The sequence below is a fragment of the Streptomyces coffeae genome, assembly GCF_016741875.1.
GTDB lineage: Bacteria > Actinomycetota > Actinomycetes > Streptomycetales > Streptomycetaceae > Streptomyces > Streptomyces coffeae.
Window position 1 is genome coordinate 103,974 of the sequence record NZ_JAERRF010000022.1, and the last position, 18,364, is coordinate 122,337.

The following is an 18,364-nucleotide window of genomic DNA, read 5'->3' on the forward strand; positions in this document are numbered from 1 at the left end:
TGCTGCCACCTGACGCGGCCTACAATCGCCCCGGTGTTAAGCCCTCCGGGTGGAGATAAGCGCAGTGATCACTCTTCTGCCGCGCGAACGGGCTGATGCCGCGTCACCGATTCGGCCGACATCGTTCCGATAAGCCCAGTGGTGTGTGTCGCCGAGCGGAAATCCGGGTGCGCGAGTGCGCGGCGCAGAAAGCCGAGGGTGGTCCGTACGCCCTCGCCGGTGACCCGGAACTCGCCCAGGGCCCGGTCCATACGCGCCAGCGCCTGCTCGCGGTCGGGCGCCCAGACAACGGTCTTGGCCAGCAGCGAGTCATAGTCCGGTCCCACCCGCCAGCCCGGGAAGGCATGGGTGTCCACCCGGACGAAGGGCCCGCCGGGCGGGATGAATTCGGTGAGCAGCCCGGGGGCGGGGATGAATTCCCGGTCCGGGTCCTCGGCGTTCACCCGGCATTCGATGGCCACCCCGCGCCGCACCACGTCCTCCTGGCGGACGGAGAGCGGCTGTCCGGCGGCGATGAGGATCTGCTCCCGGACGATATCGATTCCGGTGACCATCTCGGTGACCGGATGTTCCACCTGGAGGCGGCAGTTGATTTCCATGAGATGGAATTCATGGGTGGGGGAGAGCACGAACTCGAAGGTGCCCGCGCCCACATAGCCCACCGCCTCGGCGCCGCGCACCGCCGCCGCGCACATCTCCTCCCGCCGCTCCGGCGGGAGATTCGGCGCCGGGGCCTCCTCCACCATCTTCTGGTGGCGCCGCTGCACCGAGCAGTCGCGTTCGCCGAGATGGACCACCCGGCCGTGCCGGTCCCCGATCACCTGCACCTCGACATGGCGGGCGTCATCGACGAACCGCTCCATGTAGAGACGTTCGTCCCCGAATACCGCGCGCGCGTGCGCGCGCGTCTCGTTGAACGCCCTTACCAGGGCGTCGGGTTGGCGCACCACCGCCATCCCCCGGCCACCGCCGCCCGCCACCGCCTTGAGGATCAGCGGATAGCCGATCCGCTCCGCGATCTCCCGTGCCTCCACCGGAGTCGCCACCGCGCCGGGGCTCCCGGGCAGCACCGGCAGCCCCGCCTTCTCCATCAGGGCGCGGGCCGCCGCCTTGTCCCCGAGCCGCTGCATCACCGAGGCCGGGGGACCGATGAAGGTGATCCCGTTGTCCTCGCAGATCTCCGCGAAGTCCGGGTCCTCGGAGAGGAATCCGTATCCCGGGTGGACGGCCTGGGCGCCGGTGCGCCGGGCCGCCTCGATGATCGCGGGGATGGCGAGATAGCTGCGCTTGGACGGTGCGGGTCCGATGTGCACCGCCTCGTCCGCGAGCCGGACGACGGCCGAGTCACGGTCCGCGGTGGAGTACACCGCAACCGTGCGCATGCCCAGTTCACGGCAGGCGCGTACCACCCGGATCGCGATCTCGCCGCGGTTGGCGACGAGAACGGTGGAGAACACTGTTCTCACCCCGGGCCGGTGCCGGACAGCGGCTCCACCGCGAGCAGCCGCTGCTGGTACTCCACGGGCTGGCCGTTGGGCACCAGGATCTCCACCACCCGTCCCGCGCTGTCCGCTTCGACGGTGCTCATCATCTTCATGACCTCCAGGACACCCACCGGCTGCCCCGGCCTGACCAGGTCGCCGACGGCGACGAACGGTGGGGCGCCCGGTTCGGGCGCGTGGTAGAAGGTGCCGACCGTCGGTGCCTGTACGTACCGCATCCCCGGCGCCGCGTCCTGGGGCGCCGGGGCGGTGCGCGCCGGGTGTTCGGGGTGCGCGCCGTCCACGACGGCGGGCGGGGACGCGGGGGCGGCCGTGGCCACGGGGCCCGCGGCGCCCTCCGCCGTGGGCCCGGCCGGGGCCGGTGGCGGCGCGGCCGGACGGGTCCCGGCCGGGTCCGGCCACTCCATCTCGACCGTCGTCTGTCCGTGCCGCAGGGTGATCCGGCGCGGCTGCTGATCGGCGGCCTTCGCCAGCTCGGTCACACTGCGGCACAGGGAGTCCAGGGTGGCGTGCGGGGGCAGCACGACCGGACCGGGCCGGTGGTGGCCGTTCTCCCGATGGTCCGCGGTGTTCGTCACAGGGCCGTCCATGGTCATGCACCTCTCCCGTCGTCTGCCTCTGCCGTGGTGGCGACCGGGTCCGCGCCGGTGGCGACGCCGATCCGCTGGAAGCGGCGGACACGCTCCTGCCGCAGCCGGTCCGGGTCCCACGGGGTCAACTCGCCCAAGCAGGCGGTGAGTGCGTCACCGAGCAGCGCGGCCGCCTTGGCGTGGTCGCTGTGGGCGCCGTCCGGCGGCTCGGCGACCACCCCGTCGACCACCCCCAGGCGCAGCAGCTCCCGCGGGTCCATCCGCAGCGCCGCCGCCGCGGTGGGCGCGGCCTCCGGGTTCTTCCACAGGATGGCGGCGCAGCCCTCAGGGCTGATGACCGAGTACACCCCGCCCGCGCTGATCAGCACCCGGTCGGCGACGGCCAGGGCGAGGGCCCCGCCGCTGCCGCCCTCCCCGGTGACCACGGCCACGATGGGCACCGGCAGTACGGACATCAGCCGCAGGTTCTCCGCGATGGCCAGTGCCTGGCCGCCGCGTTCGGCGTCGGTGCCGGGGTTGGCGCCGGGGGTGTCCACCAGGGTGATGACGGGCAGCCCCAGCTTGGCGGCCAGCCGCATCAGCCGGGCCGCCTTGCGGTAGCCGCCGGGGGTGGCCATCCCGAAGGCGCACGCCTGGCGCTCGGCGAGGGTGGGTCCGCCCTTGTGGGTGCCGATCACCATCACCGGCATGCCGTTCAGCCGCCCCGGCCCGCCGACCACCGCCGGGCAGTCCTCGGCCAGCCGGTCGCCGTGCAGCGGGTGGAAGTCGTCCAGGAGATGGCCGATGTAGTCCCGGGTGGTGGGCCGCCCGGGGTGCCGGGCCAGCCGTACCGCCTCCCACGGCTCCCGCTCCGCAAGCTCCTCGGGGTTCCGCAGGAGCACCTCGGCAGGGTCGAGCGGTGCGTGCTCCGGGGCGGGTTGCGCGCCGGAGCCGGGGGAGGGGCCGGGGTGCCCGAGACCCAGCAGACGGGCGAGGGCGGACCGCAGTCCCGGGCGCGGCACGATGCTGTCCACCATGCCGTTCGCCAGCAGGAATTCAGCGGTCTGGAAGCCCTCCGGAAGCCGCTCCCGGGTCGTCTGCTCGATGACCCGGGGCCCGGCGAAGCCGAGCCGCGCACCGGGCTCGGCGATGATCACGTCGGTGAGCGTGGCGAAGGAGGCCGCCACGCCCCCGTACGTCGGATCGGTGACCAGCGAGACGGTGAGCACACCCGCCGCGTCGAGCGCGGCCAGCGCCTGCGCGGTCTTGGCCATCTGGAGCAGGGACAGCACACCCTCCTGCATCCGCGCCCCGCCCGAGGCGGTCACCAGCAGCAGCGGAACGCGGTGGCGCAGACTGGTCCGGGCCGCCTCGGTGATCAGCTCACCGACCGCGCAGCCCAGACTGCCGCCCAGGAAGCGGAAGTCCATCACGGCCACCACCACCGGCCGGTCCTCGATCCGGCCCCGGACACCGACCACGGCCTCGTCAAGACCGGTCTCCGTGCGCGCCTCCGCCAGCCGGTCCGGATACGGCCGGGTGTCGGTGAAGCGGAGCGGGTCGTCCACCGTCCGCACCGTGTCCAGCGGCTCGGTGCTGCCCGGGTCCAGCAGCTGGTCCAGCCGCTGCGGCGCGGACAGGGGGCTGTGCCGGCCGCAGTCCGGGCAGACCCGCAGACACCGGGTGAACCGCTTGCCGTAGATCAGCCCGGCACAGCCCGCGCAGCGCACCCAGTCGGCGACCACGTGGTGCTCCCTTCAGCTCCGGGCCGGGCCGCTCCGGTCCCGTTCCCAGCGGTAGAACTCGCGGGCCATCGCGTCCTTCGGCTCCCGCCAGGTCTCCGGGTCGTACGCCTGGACGTACGCGGCCAGCCGGTCGCTGATGTCGCGGAACTCCGGATGGCCGGCCAGCCGCGCGACCTCGGGTCCCGGCGGGCGGTCGGCCTCTATCAGATGCAGATACACATCGCCGAACTGGAACAGGCTGCGACCGGTGACCCCGATCAGCCGCGGCAGTTCACCGCGGTCCGACTCCTCGAAGACCGAGGCTATGCCCGGCGCCGAGTCCTCCTTCATCCGGGCGACGATCAGTGATCGGTACATGGCTCACGCACCCACCCGCGCGCGGGCGCGCTGCTCGATCTTGTCCCGGATCAGCTCCATCTGGATCTTGGAGTTGCGGTTGATGTGCTCCGTCATCCCGGCGTCGTCGACCGGGGCGTCGGGCTTCATCTCGAAGTCCTGGGTCCAGCGCATCCGGGTGCCCTCGGGCTCCTCGTCGTACTCCCAGCGGATGTTCATGAAGGCGAAGGGGCCGGTCTCGACCCGGCGCGCCCAGACGGTCCGCACATCGCGGGCCGTCTCCCGCTCGGAGACCCAGCTCCAGATCTTGCCGTTCTCGTCGGGGTGCATCGTCAGCCGGAAGGTGGTGGTGTCACCGCTGCGCTGGAGCACCTCCACCGAGGCGTACTCGCTGAACAGCTGCGGCCAGTTCTCCAGATCGTTGGTCATCTCCCAGACCAGATCCAGGGGAGCCGCGATCACGATCTCGTTGTCGGTATGGGCGGCCATCTCATGCTCCCGTGGTGAGTGAGGTGTTGATGACGTCGAGGAAGTCGCCGGGGGTCTTGGAGCTCTCGGCGCCCGGTTCGATCGGGGTGCCGTAGCGGTTCTCCAGCTCGCCGACGATGGCGAGCAGACCGAGTGAGTCCAGCCCGTACTCCTCGAAGGGGGCGTCCGGGCGGGTTTCGAGCAGCTGGGGGTCGACGGTGAGTCCGGCGCAGCTCTTCATGAGCGCCGCCAGCTCACCGTAGGACAGTTGACTGGGCATCAGATATCTCCTTCCGGGCCGCGGAGCACGAGCGCCGCGTTGCAACCCATGAGCCCTCGGCTCAGCACCAGCGCCGTCCGCAGCTCGGCCGGACGGGAGGTGCGGGTGACGAGGTCGAGGTCATGGCATACGTCGGTGACGTACGGGGTCGGGGGGACCACACGGTGCTCCATGGCGAGCACCGCGGCCGCCACGTCCAGGCACGGAGCCGCGCAGTACGCCCGGCCGAAGCCGGTCTTGGGGGCGGTCACCGGGACCCGGGTGCCGTGCGCGCCCAGTGCGTCGGCGAGGGCCAGCGCCTCGGCGCGGTCCGCCGCCGGGGTGCCGAGGGCGTCCGCGAACACCACATCGATCTCCTCCGGCGCGCAGTCCGCGTCCGCCAGGGCGACCTGGATGGCGTGGGCGAGCCCCTCCCGGGATCGCTCCCACTGGGACGGTCCGGTGAAGGTCGCGGCATGACCGAGGATCCGGCCGCGGATCCGCGCCCCGCGGCGCAGCGCGGCGCCCTCCTCCTCGACCATCAGCATGGCCCCGCCCTCGCCGGGGGCGAAACCGCGGGCGTCCTCGGTGAACGGCAGGTAGGCCCGGCCCGGTTCACGGGCCAGGCTCATCTCCTCGTAGCCGAGCTGGCAGACGATCGAGTACGGGGCGAGCGGCGCCTCGGCGGCGCCCACCACGATCGCGTCCGCGCCGTGCCGGATGGACCGGCAGGCGTGGGCGATCGCGTCCAGGCCGCCCGCCTCGTCGTTGGCCACCACCCCGCAGGGGCCCTTGAAGCCGCCGCGGATGGAGATCTGGCCGGTGCTGGCCGCGTAGAACCAGGCGATCGACTGGTACGGGCCCACATACCGCGGACCCTTGCCCCACAGCTGCTGGAGCTCGTGCTGGCCGAACGCACCGCCACCGGAGCCCGCCGCGGTCACCACGCCCACCGCGAACGGCGACATCTCCCCGGCCGGCAGCCGGGCGTCCTCCAGCGCCAGATCGGCCGCGGCCATCGCGAAGTGGGTGAAGCGGTCGGTCTGGACGAGGAAGCGCTCCTCGATCACCGCGCCCGGTTCGAAACCGTGGACCTGGCCCGCGACCCGCAGCGGGAAGTGCTCACAGCCTTCCCGGGACAGCCGGTCCAGGGAGCTGATCCCTTCCCGTACCGCCTTCCAGAAGGCGTCGGTGCCCACCCCGCTCGGCGCCACGATCCCCAGCCCGGTGATGACCGCGCCGCGGTCGTGTCCGCTCTCCGGGGCGCTCATGACGCACCCCCGTGGCTGAGGACCACCGCCGACTGGAAGCCGCCGAACCCGCTGCCCACCGAGAGCACATGGCGCAGCGGCAGCGAGCGGGCGGTGCGCGGTACGTAGTCGAGGTCGCACTCGGGGTCGGGGTTCTCGTAGTTCGCGGTCGGCGGCACCACACCGTGGGCGAGGGCCAGGGTGCAGGCCACCACCTCGATCGCCCCGATGGCGCCGAGGGAGTGGCCGACCATGGACTTGATCGAGCTCATCGGGGTGCGGTACGCGTGCTCGCCCAGCGAGCGCTTGACCGCGGCGGTCTCATGGCGGTCGTTCTGCTGGGTGCCGGAGCCGTGTGCGTTGACGTAGTCGATCTCGGAACTGTCGATACGCGCATGTCCCAGCGCGTGGTCGATGGCCTCGGACATCTCCAGGCCCTCCCGTGTCAGACCGGTCATGTGATAGGCGTTGCCGTAGGTGGCGAAGCCCTTTAGCTCGCAGTAGATCCGGGCCCCGCGGGCGCGCGCGTGCTCCAGCTCCTCCAGGACGAGCACGGCGGCGCCCTCGCCCAGGACAAAGCCGTCGCGGCGGGCGTCGAACGGCCGCGAGGCGTGCGTCGGGTCGTCGTTGTTGGCCGAGGTGGCCTTGATGGCGTCGAAACAGGCCACGGTGATCGGGGAGATCGGCGAGTCCGCCGCGCCCGCGAGGCACACATCGGCCCGGTTCTCCTCGATCGCCTGGAAGCCGTAGCCGATGGCGTCAAGGCCCGAGGTGCAGCCCGTGGAGACGGTCTGCACCGGGCCCTGTGCGCCGATCAGTTCCGCGACACCGGAGGCCAGCGCGCTGGGGGCGAACGCGCGGTGCAGATGCGGACCGGCCCGCCGGTGGTCCACGTCCCAGTGCTCGCCCCCGCTGCTGACCTTGACGTAGTCGTGCTCCAGCCGGGTGGTGCCGCCGACCGCGGTACCCAGCGACACCGCGGTGCGCCAGCTCTCCGGCTGCGGGGCCAGGCCCGCGTCCCGGGTCGCCTCGATCGATGCCGCGATCGCGAACTGCACGTACCGGTCGGAGTGTTCGATCTGCTCCGGAGTCAGCCCGGCGGCCACCGGGTCGAAGTCGCACTCGGCGGCGATCCGCGACCGGAACCCCGCCGGATCGAAGAGCGTGATCCCGCGCGTCGCCGTACGCCCGGCGGTGAGCATGTCCCAGAAGGCCGGGACGCCCACGCCTCCCGGCGCGACCACACCGATCCCGGTGACCGCCACCCGTCGGGTCACGACGATGCCTCTGCCGGTTCGGTGGCCTCGGTGTCCACGTGCCCGAGCTCGGGACGCGGGGCCAGCGGACCGAGGTGGAAGACCATCCGGGCCTCGGTGTCCCCCACATTGCGGAAGCGGTGGCGCATATCGCGGGGGATCAGCAGACCCTGGTCGGGCCGGAGCGGGTGGGTGGCCCCGTCCAGATCCACCTCCAGATCGCCGCACACGACGAACACGAACTCCTCGGAGTACGGGTGGTAGTGCTCGCCGATGCGTTCACCGGGCCCCATGATGGCCAGGCCCATGAAGCCGCTCGTGGCGCCCACGGTGCTCGGGGTGAGCATGGCGCGCAGGTCGCCGCCGCGCCGACGGTTGTGCGCGACGTCGGCGAGGTCGACGATGCGGGGGGACTGCGTGGTCATGATCGGTACCTTCCGGACGTGGGGACGAAAGGGGACGCGGGCAAGCGGGAACGACGTCAGTAGTCCGCCGCGCGGCGGTCGGTGACCGGAGTCATGTCGCAGTCGGCGAGGAAACGCCGCAGGCCCGCCTCGTCCGACAGCTCCCGGCCCGGACCGACCTCGACCAGTCGGCTGAGCATGGCCGCGGCACGTTTGCCGCCGACCCCGGCGAAGAGCGCGGGGTCCTGGTCCAGCGAACCGGTGATATCCACCAGCCGGACGACGGTGTCCACGTGGTGGAAAATCGTGCTGGTCACCACGGCCGGAGCGCCCTTCTTCCCCCGGCCCTTCCGTCCGCCTGCCCCCTCGCCGCCGATGGCGAGCTCGTCCTGGCGGGCCAGCAGCCGGGCGACCGCCATCCCGCAGCCCTCCTTGACCGGGTAGAGCAGCGCATGACGCCGTATGTCGGCGGACGAGTGCCCCGCGCCCTTCACCGACAGGTGGTGCACGGCCGTCAGCGCCGCCCGCATGAAGAACTCCCGCGCCGACTCCGGGTCGTCCAGATCGCGCGCCTCCTCCAGGTACGGGTTGATGGCCTCCTCGACCTCGCGGATCTCCGGCTGCCGGGAGACATGGCGCAGCGCCGCCATCAGCTCGCCCTGGACCTCGACGGCGCGCACCACCCGATTGCCGCTCATGAACAGCGAGGTGCGGCACAGCCGGGTGGTGTCGTCCACCCGCGACTCGGGCGAGGCGTAGTTCGCCAGGATCGCGGCGACGTCCTTCTCACTGCCGGGCTTGACGGTGAAGGTCAGGGCGTGCCGGACCACCCCGTCGCCGATCCGCGGGGCGGGCTGCAGCCGCCCCCGGTTCGCCGCCGGGCCCGTGCCATGGTCGGTCTCGCGCAGAATGCCGAACCGCAGTGACCGGGTGTCCTTGACGCAGCCGTGCATCGGCTTGACCATCTCGCGGTGGGCCGCGCTGTCCACCCAGGCGAGGAACGGCGGAGCGCTCTCCCACTCACTGGTGATCAGCCACTTGGACGGGTCCTCGATCGACTGGCACAGCTGGTCGCTGAGATGGCCCGGTACCGAGGCCACCTGCTGGCACAGCTCGTCATACGCACGCAGAAAACGCTCCTCGGCACCACTGCGCACATCCAGCAGCAGCACCACGCGCAGCCGGGAGTCGGTCAGCGCCGACTGCGTGGTCATGGATGGTGTCGTGGTGGTCTGTGGAGCCTGGGGCAGGGTGCTCATGTTCCACTCCTCCTTGGGGGCTTGCGACCGTCCTTGGATGCGCCGCCCGCAAGGACGATCGTGGAGCGCTGCCACGTATGGCGCGAGATTTGTGAGCCATCTGAGCGAAGGCCGGATCACACCGTGTGGCGCAGCCGCCGACCGGCCCGGCACGGTCCGCCGCGCCGGGCCCGGGGGCGCGCGCCGGGTGTCCGCGGGGACGCCGGAAGGACGCCCGGAGCCGCCCATGACGCGTCGGCAGCCGTGGCCGCGCCGACCGTCAACGGCGCGTCCGGGTACGGAAGATGGCGGTCAGCCCGCCGCTTCGTGCTCGGCGTCGTCCCGCGTCCGTACCCGGCGCCAGACGGCCGGGACGACGCTGATGACGAACGTCAGCAGCACCGCCGCGGCCACGCCCTGCCACGGCTCCGCGAACAGCGAGCCGCCCAGGATGCCGATCAGCTGATACGTGGCGGCCCAGGCCAGCGCCGCGGGCCCGGCGCCCCGCGCGAACTTCCGCAGCGGCATCCCCGACAGCAGACAGGCCAGCATCACCGGGATCCGGCCCGCCGGGATCAGCCGGGACAGCACCAGCACCGCCACCCCGTGCTGGTCCAGCCTCGCTTCCGCCTGGGCGATCCGCTCCGGGGCCGCGTGGTCATGGATCCGGGTGAGCCAGCTTGAGCCGCTCAGCGAGCGCACCCCGCCCCGCCCCAGCCAGTACAGACACAGGTCTCCGACGAAGGCCGCGAACGCCGCCACCAGGAAGACGAACAGCAGTGAGAACGGCGTGCTCTGGTGCACGGCCACCACCGCCGCCGAACTCACCACCGCCCCGGTCGGCACCACCGGCACCAGCGCGCCGAACACCACCAGCAGGAACAGCGAGGGATAGCCCACCGCCTGCTGGGTCGACTCCGGCGGCACACTGCGCGCCAGCTCGCCCACCTCGTCCAGCATGCGATGGATCACCGGGATCACCTGGCGGGCTCCAGCCGGACGCACTCCCCGTGCCCCAGCCGGTGCACCGCCGCTCCGGGGGCCAGCCGCCCGGCGTGCCGTACGAAGTCGTCACCCGGCGCGTGGAACTCGTGCGGCCGGACCGCGTCCATACCGATCGGCCAGTAGGTGCCGTAGTGCACCGGCACCGCGCTGCGCGCCCCCAGCCGGGCGAGCGCCTGGGCCGCGCGGTGCGCGTCGAGATGGCCGTGGCCGAGGTAGGGGCCCCAGCCGCCCACCGGCAGCAGTGCCACCTCGCACGGGCCCACTGCCTCGGCCATCCGGTCGAACAGCCCGGTGTCGCCCGCGAAGTACGTCGTGGCCTCGCCGCGCAGGACGTAGCCGAGGGCGGGCACCCGGCTCCGCCCGTACGGCAGCCGCCGTCCGTCGTGGGCGGCGGGTACGGCCCGGATCCGGACCTCGCCGACCGCGCACTCCTCGCCCGGCCGCATCTCGGTGACCCGCAGCTTCCGCGCCGCGACCACCCGCCGCAGCCCCGGCACCGCCCGCCCGGCGCCGTACGGAACCACCAGCCGGGTGCCGGGCCGCAGCCGGGCCAGTGAGCCGAGGTGCAGATGGTCGGCGTGCAGATGCGACACCAGCGCCACATCGGCGACCGCGGCGTCCGGCGGCGGCACGGGGCCGCGGCGGCGCCGCAGATGGGCCAGCCGCCGTACGAAGAGGGGATCGGTGAGCACCCGGACGCCCGAGTCCCGCACGGTCGCGGTGGCATGCCCCCACCAGGTGATCTCGACCGACACGCCACTCCTCCCGTCGCCGCTGGACGTCCTTCGATCCTCTCACCCCGCCGGGCCGCCGACGTCAGACGAGGACCAGGACCAGCTCGTCGATCTCCCTGCCGCGCGCGGACGCGTACCCCCGCTCCTCCCTGGCCACCGTGAACCCGCACTTCTCCAGCACGCGCAGCGACCCCGTGTTGTCCTTGGCGATACGGGCGTACAGCGGGCGGTCCGGGACCAGTTCCAGGAACGCGGTCAGCGCCCGGGTGGCCACCCCCTTGCCCCAGTGCTCCCGTCCGATCCAGTAGCCCACCGACGGTTCGCCGAACTGCTCGAAGCTCATGACGTTCCCGGCGACCCGTCCGCCGTACAGCACCGTCCGGTTGACCACCGCGTCGTCCCCGAGGATGCGCTCCCACTGGGCGTCGAACGCCTCCCGGTCGCCCGGGTCCTCGACGGTGAAGGCCGCCATCCGGACCGCCTCCGCGTCCCGGTGGTGGTCGAAGAAGACGGGAAGGTCGTCCGGTCGCACCTCACGCAACTGCACTCTCGGTCCGGTCATGGCGCCCAGTGTGCACCGTGGTCCCGCGGCCCGGGGCGGAAATCCCGTGCACCGGCACCCCGCCCTGCGCCACCATGACCGCCGTGACCGTGACCCATGAACTCCACCGCCGCGCCGTCGTGGCCGATGCCCACAACGACCTGCTGATCGCCGTGACCGCCCGGCCGCCCCGCCGCTGGGCCGGATTCTTCCGGGATCGCTGGCTGCCGCAGCTGCGCGACGGCGGGGTCGACCTCCAGGTGCTGCCGGTCTTCATCGACGACCGGTTCCGCCCCGAGGGCGCGCTGCGCGAGACGCTGCGGATGATCGAGTGCGCCCACACCCTGGCCGAGGGCAACGCCGACGAGGTGGCGCTGTGCCTGGACGGCGACGACATCGACGCCGCGCTCGCAAGCGGCCGGATCGCGCTGGTGCTGGCCCTGGAGAGCATGCCCGGCCTGGACGCCGGCGTGGAACTGATCCCGACCCTGCACCGGCTCGGGGTGCGGATCGCCTCCCTCGCCCACTGGGGCCGTACCGTGGCCGACGGCAGCGGCGAGGACGCCACTGGCAGCCGGCTCACCGAGGCCGGGGTGGAGGCGCTGCGGGTGATGGAGCGTCTTGGCATCCTCTTCGACGTCTCGCACCTCGGCGCCTCCGGCGTGGCCCATGTGCTGGAGCTGGCCACCCGGCCGGTCATGGCCACGCACTCCTCCGCCCGCGCGCTCCTGGACCACCACCGCAACCTCACCGACGAGCAGCTGCGCGGTATCGCCGCGACCGGCGGCACGGTGTGCGTCAACGTCCTCGGCGAGTTCGTGGCCGCCGAGCAGACCGACCGCACGGTGGACCGGGTGGCCGAGCACATCGCGTACATCGCGGACGTCGTCGGCCTCGACCATGTGGGCCTGGGGCCGGACTTCATCCAGGAGATCGCCGACGACACCATGCCGCCGTGCTGCGAGGACCGCGCCTACGCCGAGCTGCTGGTGCCCGGCCTGGAGGGGCCCCGTGGCCTGCCGCTGGTGACCGAAGCGCTGCTGAAGCGTGGGTTCCCGGAGACGGCGGTCGCGAAGGTGCTCGGCGGAAACGTCCTGGAGCTGTTCCGCAAGGAGCTGGGCCGCCCCGCCTGACCTGGCCCGCGTCCACCGGGGCGGACGGCTCATGGCGCCGGGCTCTTCAGGAAGAGCCGACCCGGACACATGTCCCGCCGATCGACGGGAAGAAGGCGAGGGAAGCCACCCGGTGGCTCCCCCGCACCCCGGGGGACCCCGCCTCCGCACCGCACCCGGAGGCGGACGGAACCGGAGTTGGGAGGTAGGAAAGCCATGTCGGCTGCTCATGAGTTGACCGAGGCCGTCACCACCGTCAGTGCCGATCTGACGACCGGCCCCGACGCCGCCGTCCGGGCACGGCGCGTGGCCCGCGGTTTCCTCGGAAAAGCCGCCCTGAGCGGGGCGTCCGAGATGTGTGACGCCGTGGAACTGGTGGTGTCCGAGCTGGTGACCAATGTGGTCCGGCACACCGACGACCGGGTGTGCCGCGTGGAGCTCACGGACGTCGGGGACGGCCTGGAGATCGCGGTCACCGACAGCGACCCCCGCCCTCCCCGATGGCGTTCCCCCGACCTCTCCGGCGGCGGTGGCTTCGGCTGGCCCCTGGTCCACCGCCTGGCCGACTCGGTCCGCGTCTCCAGCCGCCCCACCGGCAAAACGGTGCACGCCCGGCTGACCTCGCGCCTCATGCCCGCCTAGCCGGCCAGACGCCGTACCGGTCCATCCGCCGGCGGAGTTCAGCCGGTGGGCTTGCCCTCCACGAACAGGCTCTGCACACTCCGGCCGATCGGGCCCGCCGCGTCGTGGAGGGTGCCGTCGGCCACGCCGATGCCGTCGGGGGCGACGCTGGTCCGGGCGTCGAGGCAGACCCATTCGCCTGCCGGGTGACGGTGCAGATGGACCGTCAGGTCGGCGTTGACGAAGATGTGGGACGCGAAGTCCAGAACGTTGCTGACGCCGTTGATGGAGTCCGCGGCGGTGAGGACGCGGTCCAGGGGCGTGATCTTCTCGCCCGTGACGAGCGGGACCCGCATCCGCATCCAGCAGGTCGCCGGTCCCGGGTTGAGATAGGACCCTTCGGTGAAGCGGAACTCCATGGCTGTGTGGTAGCCGGTCTCCCAGGGGACGGGGAAGAAGGGCTCGGAACGGGCGGTGTCGGGCCCGGCGAGGGTGAGCGGGGCGGCGACCTCGGGGGCGGTTCCGGGGGCGGTGCGGATGCGCAGGGCGCGGGCGCGCATCACCGCGTCGGCGCCGTCGGGGGTGAGGGAGACCTCGACCAGTTCCAGGCTGCGGCCTTCCTTGAGGACGCGGGTGGTCACGGTCAGCGGGCGCAGCGGGACCGGGCGGAGGATCTCGAAGGTGATACGGGTGAGGCGCATGTCCTCACGGGAGCCGGGGCGGAGCTGGACCGCGCGGCCCAGGAGGGCCGCGGGCGGGCCGGCGTGCTGGCTGTCGGGGTTCCAGGGGCCCCGGGTGAGGGGCGTGGGGACAAAGCGCTCCTCGGCGACCTGTTCGAAGAACGCCTCGGCGTCGCTGGCAGGCATGGCCACGGTTTCGGCTCCCGTCTCACCGGTGGAAACCACACGTTACCGACCGGTAGTTTCCCTGTCACCCCTGATCGCGGTGATGGCCCGGGGCGCAACGAGCGCCCCGGGCCGTGCCGTTCCGCGGTGGTCAGGGGAATCCCTTAAGCGCGCAGCGGCCCCTCACAGGTGTAGGCCGCGGTGCCCGCCTTGCCGTTGGACCAGGGCTCCACCGCTCCGAAGGAGCAGTTCATGTCCTTGAAGTTGTTCCCGCCGCTCAGGCTGCGCTCCAGGATGAAGTAGTCCACGGTCTCGGACATCTCCTGGAACACCTTGTCGGGGTTGTTGGGGTCGGTCAGGTTCGCGGTGATCCGGCCGGTGCACACGAACCGCGGCCTGTCGGCCCGGCCCTTGGGGCCCTTGCCCAGACTCTTCTTGCACTGCGGAGTGTTTTCCGTGGCGGAGGCGAAGGCCTTCTGGACCTCCTCCGCGGTGGCGAATTTCAGGGACCCGACGGGCTCGTACGTGGTGTTCGGCACGAACAGGTCGTCCACCTTCGCGATCTGCTCGTCCAGGAAGGTGTTGTACGCCTGCTGGAGCCCGGCGTCCGAGCCCATGCGGTTGCGCCAGTTGTCGAAGCCCTGCGGGTTGTCGGCGCGCAGATAGCCGTACATCTCGCGCAGCAGTGAGGGACGGTCCCGCCACAGGAACTCGAAGAACGTCCCCGCGTAGTTGTAGAAGCGGAAGCCGTCGCCCGCGTATGTGGCGTGCAGCAGCTGGCTGACGGACATCCGGGGGCCGCCGTTCGCGGTGTCGTTGATGATGCCGCGCACCAGGGACTTGCGGACCAGAATCCCGTCGTCACGGGTGCCGCCGTCGAAGAACTCGCCGGTGCCCTCGTCCATGGCGGTGGTGCGGTCACCCTCGTACCAGGGGCCCTCCCCGAAGTAACCGGGCACGGCGAAGCGGCCGTTGAGGTAGTGGGTGTACTCGTGCCGGAAGAGCTCCTCGAGGGTGAGGGTGGAGTCCTCGGGGACCCGGCGCTGATAGGTGTAGAAGGTGGCGCCGCGCTCGATGTACATGCCGCCGTTGTTCGTGTCCAGGCCGGTGAGGATGGGCTGGTAGTTCTCGTAGTCGGCGCGGGAGGCGTACAGCACGGTGGTGAGCGTGGTGTTGGTGTCGTCCTTCAGCGGCTCCTCGGTGCCGAGCACCCGGTGGAACTGCGTCTTTACCTGCTTGCTCGCGTAGTAGAGCTGGTCGACGGTGGCTTCGTCGAGGGCGGTGCGGACCTTGATGCCGTTTTTGTCGTAGACGTAGGTGTTCGGGAAGAGCCGCTTCTCGATGTCCTCCTTGCACACGTGGTACGGGGCGCACGCCTTGTAGAAGTTGAGCCAGCCGACGATCTTCGCCCAGGGCGGGCTGCCGTCGCCGAAGTTCTGCTTCGCGGTGTCCAGCAGCGGACCGAGGTCGGCCACGATCCCCGTCTTCAGGGCGTCGATCTGGCCGAAGCGGCCGTACTCGAGCATCGCGTCCCGGGTCACCCAGGCGTTGTCGGTGTCCTTGAGGTGGACGTATCCGGAGAACGCCTTGAAGGCGTCGCGGTATCCGGCGTCGGCGGCCACCGCCTCATGGAAGGCGGTGTCCTTGTTGCCCGGGTAGACGCCCAGGTAGTTGACGGACAGGGCGGACAGGGCGGCGTTCCCCCAGGACCGGTCCTTGTTGGTGGTGGTGTGGTCCTTGTCCATGGTGGCCAGGACCTTGGGTATGAGCTTGAGTTGATGCTGCCGCAGACCGGGGGCGCTGCCCGCGGTCAGCGCCTCGCGCAGGGTGTCGGCGTTGGTCCGGGTGACGTCGAAGGTGCGGGCGGCGGTGCCGAACGCGTCGATGCCACGCACCATGGCGTCCACGGTCGCCGGCTCGGTGAGGTCGATCTCGTCGTGCGAGAAGTCGTGGTACACGGCGGCGTGGAGATAGGTGAACATCTCGTACAGATGGCTGCCGTTGGTGCCGTCGTGGGACGGGGCGAGCGAGGCGACACGCCGGGAGACCGCCTGGACGTGGGCGGGGGAGAGCACCCGGGCGAGCCGGGGGTCCCAGTTCCAGATGAGGCCGCGCAGACAGTCGTCCGCGGTCACCGCCGGATCGGCGAGGAAGTCCGCCAAGCGCTCCGGGTCGAGACCGCTGACCGCGTCCAGAGTGCAGGGCACGGCGCCGTCGAGGGCTTTGACCTTGGAGTGGCGTACGGCCTTCCCGGTGGCCTTGTCGCCGGGGATACGGGCGTGCGGGTTGCGTCCGGGGCCGTCGGTCGGTTTGGGCGCCCGGGCGATGCGCTCGACCCCGGTGCTCCGGTCGAGCGTGGAGCCGGGGTCGGCGGCGGGGCCGGACCGGAAAGAGGTGGCGGGGGTCGTGGGGTTGGTGGGGGAGTGAGTGGCGGCCGAGGCCGAGGCCGTGGCGCTCGGCGCGAGGGGCAGGGTCAGTACGGCCGCGGTGGCCGCCGCGAGCAGCGTCGCCCGCGGTGAAGGTCTGTGGATCACCTGATCTCCCGGATGAGTTGGGGGGTGGAAGCAGGTGGTTCTGTTGTGTGACCTGTAACATAGTAATATGAAATTGCACTGACAAGGTGTCAGTGCGACGTTGTTGAACTCGGCCTCCGGGCCGCTCGCGGCCTCCCGCGCGTTATCCCACGTTTCCCGAGATGACCCGTTCCCCGCTATGTTGAGCGGGGGGATGGGACGAGAAGGAGCACACCGGTGCCATCTGGGCAGCAGGCACGCGCACAGGCGTCCGCGATCACGCCGGGAGGCCGGGCCCCCGAGGCCTCCGAGGCGCCCGAGGCGCTGGAGCAACCCCCCGCGGCCCAAGTCCGTGCCCTGTTCGGACGGCAGCGGCTGTCCCCGGCGCAGCGGCGCATCGTGCAGTACATCACCGACCACCTCACCGAGGCCGCCTTCCTGTCGATCACGGAACTGGCGGACCGGGTCGGGGTCAGTCAGCCCTCGGTGACCCGGTTCGCCACCTCCTTCGGCTTCAGCGGCTATCCCGCGCTGCGCGAGGCGTTGCAGCCCATCGCGCTGCGGGCGGTCGCCGGTTCACCGCGCACCCGGGAGGAGATCCGCCGCAATGAGCTCCAGGCGGCGGTGGACACCGAGATCGCGAACCTGGAGAACCTGCGCCGGGTGTTCGTCGACACCGACCGGGTGCTGGAGATCGGCCGAGAGCTGGCTCGCTCGGTGCCGCTGACCATCCTGGGGCTGCGGATCTCCGTCTCGCTGGCGGAGTACTTCGCCTACGCGGCCCGGCGGATCCACCCCGATGTGCGGCTGGTGTCCCGCGGCGGCAGCGTGGCCTACGACGCGCTGCTCCAGTCCCGCGAGGCGGGCGGCACCTGGGTGCTGGCCTTCGGGATGCCCCGGCACGCCAAGGAGACGCTGGCCGCGATGCGGGCGGCGCACCGCTCGGGGCTGCGGGTGGCGCTGATCACCGACCTCACCTACGGACCGCTGGTCGAGGAGGCCGATCTGGCGCTCACCGCGGGCACCGGCGGGCGTCTGGTCTTCGATTCGTACGCGGCGCCCATGGTGCTGTCCGCGGGCATCCTCCAGGCCATGGCCGATGCCGAGCCCGAGCGCACCCAGTTCCGGCTGGAGAAGTACGAACAGGCCGCCGAGCAGCACGACTTCTTCCTCGAGCACTGAGTCGCCGCGGCCCCGCCACTCCCGGGCCGGCATCGCGCACCCCACCCCATTCGTCCGGATTCCGGAACAGGGCGTCCGCATAACCTCACATGCATGAAACTTTTCATGCCCTTGCTTACTTCGCGGTAAATATATTTACTGCACATGGCACCCGGGCCCCTCAGGGGCTGAGCCGGAACCAGCGCTCGCGGCCGCGAGCCCCGGGAGTCATGTGGGCGAACACCCAAGGGACGGCACCCTCCTCGTCGGCCCCCACGTGTTCCGTTCGGGTAGTCCGCTCCCCTCGGGCACCCCCGGCGGCCCGGGCCTACCCCTGGGCCCAGGGCCGCCGGATACCCACTGATCCTCGCGATCAGGACCCTCGGCCCGAAGGCGACGACGATGTCCCAGACCTACTCTCCGATCAGCGCGGACTGGCCTTGTCAGGTCAACCCGCCGGGCAGCCCCTACTGGGAGCGCACGGCGGCCCGGTGGCTCCGGGATCTTCTGCCCGCCCGGTACGCCGGCTATTCCACCCTCACCCGGCATCCCATCCTGCTCGCCCGGCATGCGCGACTTCAGCTCCAGAACGAGATCCGCACGGTGCGGGCCGCCCTCCAGACCTGCCGTACGGAACTGCCCGCCCTGGGCTTCTCCGAGACGATGATCGAGTCCACCATCAAGCTCTACGCCACCGAGCTGGCACAGCTCAACCGGCTGGCCGGCGGGGTGCGGCTGATCACGGAGGCGCTGCTGAAGGAGAGCCGCCGGACCCCGGTCGGCTCCCGGCACTGACCAACGGACC

The 18,364-nt window shown here is 71.6% G+C and carries 19 protein-coding genes; 4 read left to right on the plus strand and 15 right to left on the minus strand.

Annotation, left to right across the window (positions count from 1 at the left end):
- Nucleotides 1–68: 68 nt before the first annotated feature.
- The 13 genes from accC to JK363_RS30100 all read right to left on the minus strand — a co-directional run bounded on the left by accC (nt 69) and on the right by JK363_RS30100 (nt 11,328).
- A complete protein-coding gene (accC, locus tag JK363_RS30040; RefSeq protein ID WP_201879706.1) occupies nt 69–1,457 on the minus strand; it encodes an acetyl-CoA carboxylase biotin carboxylase subunit in 1,389 nt (462 codons plus the stop codon).
- Between the two features lie 5 nt (nt 1,458–1,462).
- On the minus strand, nt 1,463–2,092 hold the full coding sequence (locus JK363_RS30045) for an acetyl-CoA carboxylase biotin carboxyl carrier protein (protein WP_201879708.1): 630 nt from the start codon (nt 2,090–2,092) through the stop codon (nt 1,463–1,465).
- A 2-nt stretch (nt 2,093–2,094) separates the two neighbouring features.
- A complete protein-coding gene (gene accD, locus JK363_RS30050) occupies nt 2,095–3,816 on the minus strand; it encodes an acetyl-CoA carboxylase, carboxyltransferase subunit beta (protein ID WP_201879710.1) in 1,722 nt (573 codons plus the stop codon).
- Nucleotides 3,817–3,828: 12 nt separating this feature from the next.
- Entirely contained in the window at nt 3,829–4,173 is a 345-nt protein-coding gene (locus JK363_RS30055; protein ID WP_201879712.1) for a TcmI family type II polyketide cyclase, read from the minus strand.
- A gap of 3 nt (nt 4,174–4,176) precedes the next feature.
- Entirely contained in the window at nt 4,177–4,641 is a 465-nt protein-coding gene (locus JK363_RS30060) for an SRPBCC family protein (RefSeq protein ID WP_201879714.1), read from the minus strand.
- Between the two features lies 1 nt (nt 4,642).
- A complete protein-coding gene (locus JK363_RS30065) occupies nt 4,643–4,900 on the minus strand; it encodes an acyl carrier protein (protein WP_201879716.1) in 258 nt (85 codons plus the stop codon).
- Nucleotides 4,900–6,150, minus strand: a complete 1,251-nt coding sequence (locus JK363_RS30070; RefSeq protein WP_201879718.1) for a beta-ketoacyl synthase N-terminal-like domain-containing protein — start codon at nt 6,148–6,150, stop codon at nt 4,900–4,902. The genes JK363_RS30065 and JK363_RS30070 overlap by 1 nt, the downstream gene beginning before the upstream one ends.
- Nucleotides 6,147–7,406, minus strand: coding sequence for a beta-ketoacyl-[acyl-carrier-protein] synthase family protein (locus tag JK363_RS30075; RefSeq protein WP_307821913.1), 1,260 nt, complete (start codon nt 7,404–7,406; stop codon nt 6,147–6,149). Before JK363_RS30075 ends, JK363_RS30070 begins: the two co-directional genes overlap by 4 nt.
- Entirely contained in the window at nt 7,403–7,810 is a 408-nt protein-coding gene (locus JK363_RS30080; RefSeq protein WP_201879720.1) for a cupin domain-containing protein, read from the minus strand. The genes JK363_RS30075 and JK363_RS30080 overlap by 4 nt, the downstream gene beginning before the upstream one ends.
- Nucleotides 7,811–7,866: 56 nt before the next feature.
- Nucleotides 7,867–9,048, minus strand: a complete 1,182-nt coding sequence (locus JK363_RS30085; RefSeq protein ID WP_201879722.1) for a SchA/CurD-like domain-containing protein — start codon at nt 9,046–9,048, stop codon at nt 7,867–7,869.
- 291 nt (nt 9,049–9,339) lie between these two features.
- Entirely contained in the window at nt 9,340–9,987 is a 648-nt protein-coding gene (locus tag JK363_RS30090) for a DedA family protein (RefSeq protein WP_201879833.1), read from the minus strand.
- Nucleotides 9,988–10,004: 17 nt separating this feature from the next.
- A complete protein-coding gene (locus tag JK363_RS30095; protein WP_201879724.1) occupies nt 10,005–10,787 on the minus strand; it encodes an MBL fold metallo-hydrolase in 783 nt (260 codons plus the stop codon).
- 61 nt (nt 10,788–10,848) lie between these two features.
- On the minus strand, nt 10,849–11,328 hold the full coding sequence (locus tag JK363_RS30100; RefSeq protein ID WP_201879726.1) for a GNAT family N-acetyltransferase: 480 nt from the start codon (nt 11,326–11,328) through the stop codon (nt 10,849–10,851).
- A gap of 74 nt (nt 11,329–11,402) precedes the next feature.
- Here JK363_RS30100 and JK363_RS30105 point away from each other — a divergent pair, with 74 nt between their 5' ends.
- Both JK363_RS30105 and JK363_RS30110 read left to right on the plus strand, forming a co-directional pair.
- On the plus strand, nt 11,403–12,440 hold the full coding sequence (locus JK363_RS30105) for a dipeptidase (RefSeq protein ID WP_215911413.1): 1,038 nt from the start codon (nt 11,403–11,405) through the stop codon (nt 12,438–12,440).
- A gap of 195 nt (nt 12,441–12,635) precedes the next feature.
- Entirely contained in the window at nt 12,636–13,061 is a 426-nt protein-coding gene (locus JK363_RS30110; RefSeq protein WP_201879728.1) for an ATP-binding protein, read from the plus strand.
- Between the two features lie 38 nt (nt 13,062–13,099).
- Here the strand turns inward: JK363_RS30110 and JK363_RS30115 are convergent, their stop codons facing one another.
- Together JK363_RS30115 and JK363_RS30120 are read right to left on the minus strand one after the other, a co-directional pair.
- A complete protein-coding gene (locus JK363_RS30115) occupies nt 13,100–13,906 on the minus strand; it encodes a thioesterase family protein (protein ID WP_201879730.1) in 807 nt (268 codons plus the stop codon).
- 143 nt (nt 13,907–14,049) lie between these two features.
- Nucleotides 14,050–16,419, minus strand: coding sequence for a collagenase (locus JK363_RS30120; RefSeq protein WP_201879731.1), 2,370 nt, complete (start codon nt 16,417–16,419; stop codon nt 14,050–14,052).
- A 216-nt stretch (nt 16,420–16,635) separates the two neighbouring features.
- Between JK363_RS30120 and JK363_RS30125 the strand changes: the two genes are divergently transcribed.
- Entirely contained in the window at nt 16,636–17,580 is a 945-nt protein-coding gene (locus JK363_RS30125; protein WP_201879733.1) for a MurR/RpiR family transcriptional regulator, read from the plus strand.
- 381 nt (nt 17,581–17,961) lie between these two features.
- On the plus strand, nt 17,962–18,354 hold the full coding sequence (locus tag JK363_RS30130) for a hypothetical protein (protein WP_201879735.1): 393 nt from the start codon (nt 17,962–17,964) through the stop codon (nt 18,352–18,354).
- Nucleotides 18,355–18,364: the final 10 nt, after the last annotated feature.

Bases quoted from the DNA above. Each gene is read 5' to 3' on its own strand.
- JK363_RS30115 (WP_201879730.1), bottom strand. From the start codon at position 13,906: ATGCCTGCCAGCGACGCCGAGGCGTTCTTCGAACAGGTCGCCGAGGAG.
- JK363_RS30045 (WP_201879708.1), bottom strand. From the start codon at position 2,092: ATGGACGGCCCTGTGACGAACACCGCGGACCATCGGGAGAACGGCCAC.
- JK363_RS30070 (WP_201879718.1), bottom strand. From the start codon at position 6,150: ATGAGCGCCCCGGAGAGCGGACACGACCGCGGCGCGGTCATCACCGGG.
- JK363_RS30090 (WP_201879833.1), bottom strand. From the start codon at position 9,987: ATGCTGGACGAGGTGGGCGAGCTGGCGCGCAGTGTGCCGCCGGAGTCG.
- JK363_RS30110 (WP_201879728.1), top strand. From the start codon at position 12,636: ATGTCGGCTGCTCATGAGTTGACCGAGGCCGTCACCACCGTCAGTGCC.
- JK363_RS30055 (WP_201879712.1), bottom strand. From the start codon at position 4,173: ATGTACCGATCACTGATCGTCGCCCGGATGAAGGAGGACTCGGCGCCG.
- JK363_RS30065 (WP_201879716.1), bottom strand. From the start codon at position 4,900: ATGCCCAGTCAACTGTCCTACGGTGAGCTGGCGGCGCTCATGAAGAGC.
- JK363_RS30100 (WP_201879726.1), bottom strand. From the start codon at position 11,328: ATGACCGGACCGAGAGTGCAGTTGCGTGAGGTGCGACCGGACGACCTT.
- JK363_RS30080 (WP_201879720.1), bottom strand. From the start codon at position 7,810: ATGACCACGCAGTCCCCCCGCATCGTCGACCTCGCCGACGTCGCGCAC.
- JK363_RS30060 (WP_201879714.1), bottom strand. From the start codon at position 4,641: ATGGCCGCCCATACCGACAACGAGATCGTGATCGCGGCTCCCCTGGAT.
- JK363_RS30105 (WP_215911413.1), top strand. From the start codon at position 11,403: ATGACCGCCGTGACCGTGACCCATGAACTCCACCGCCGCGCCGTCGTG.
- JK363_RS30085 (WP_201879722.1), bottom strand. From the start codon at position 9,048: ATGAGCACCCTGCCCCAGGCTCCACAGACCACCACGACACCATCCATG.
- JK363_RS30130 (WP_201879735.1), top strand. From the start codon at position 17,962: ATGTCCCAGACCTACTCTCCGATCAGCGCGGACTGGCCTTGTCAGGTC.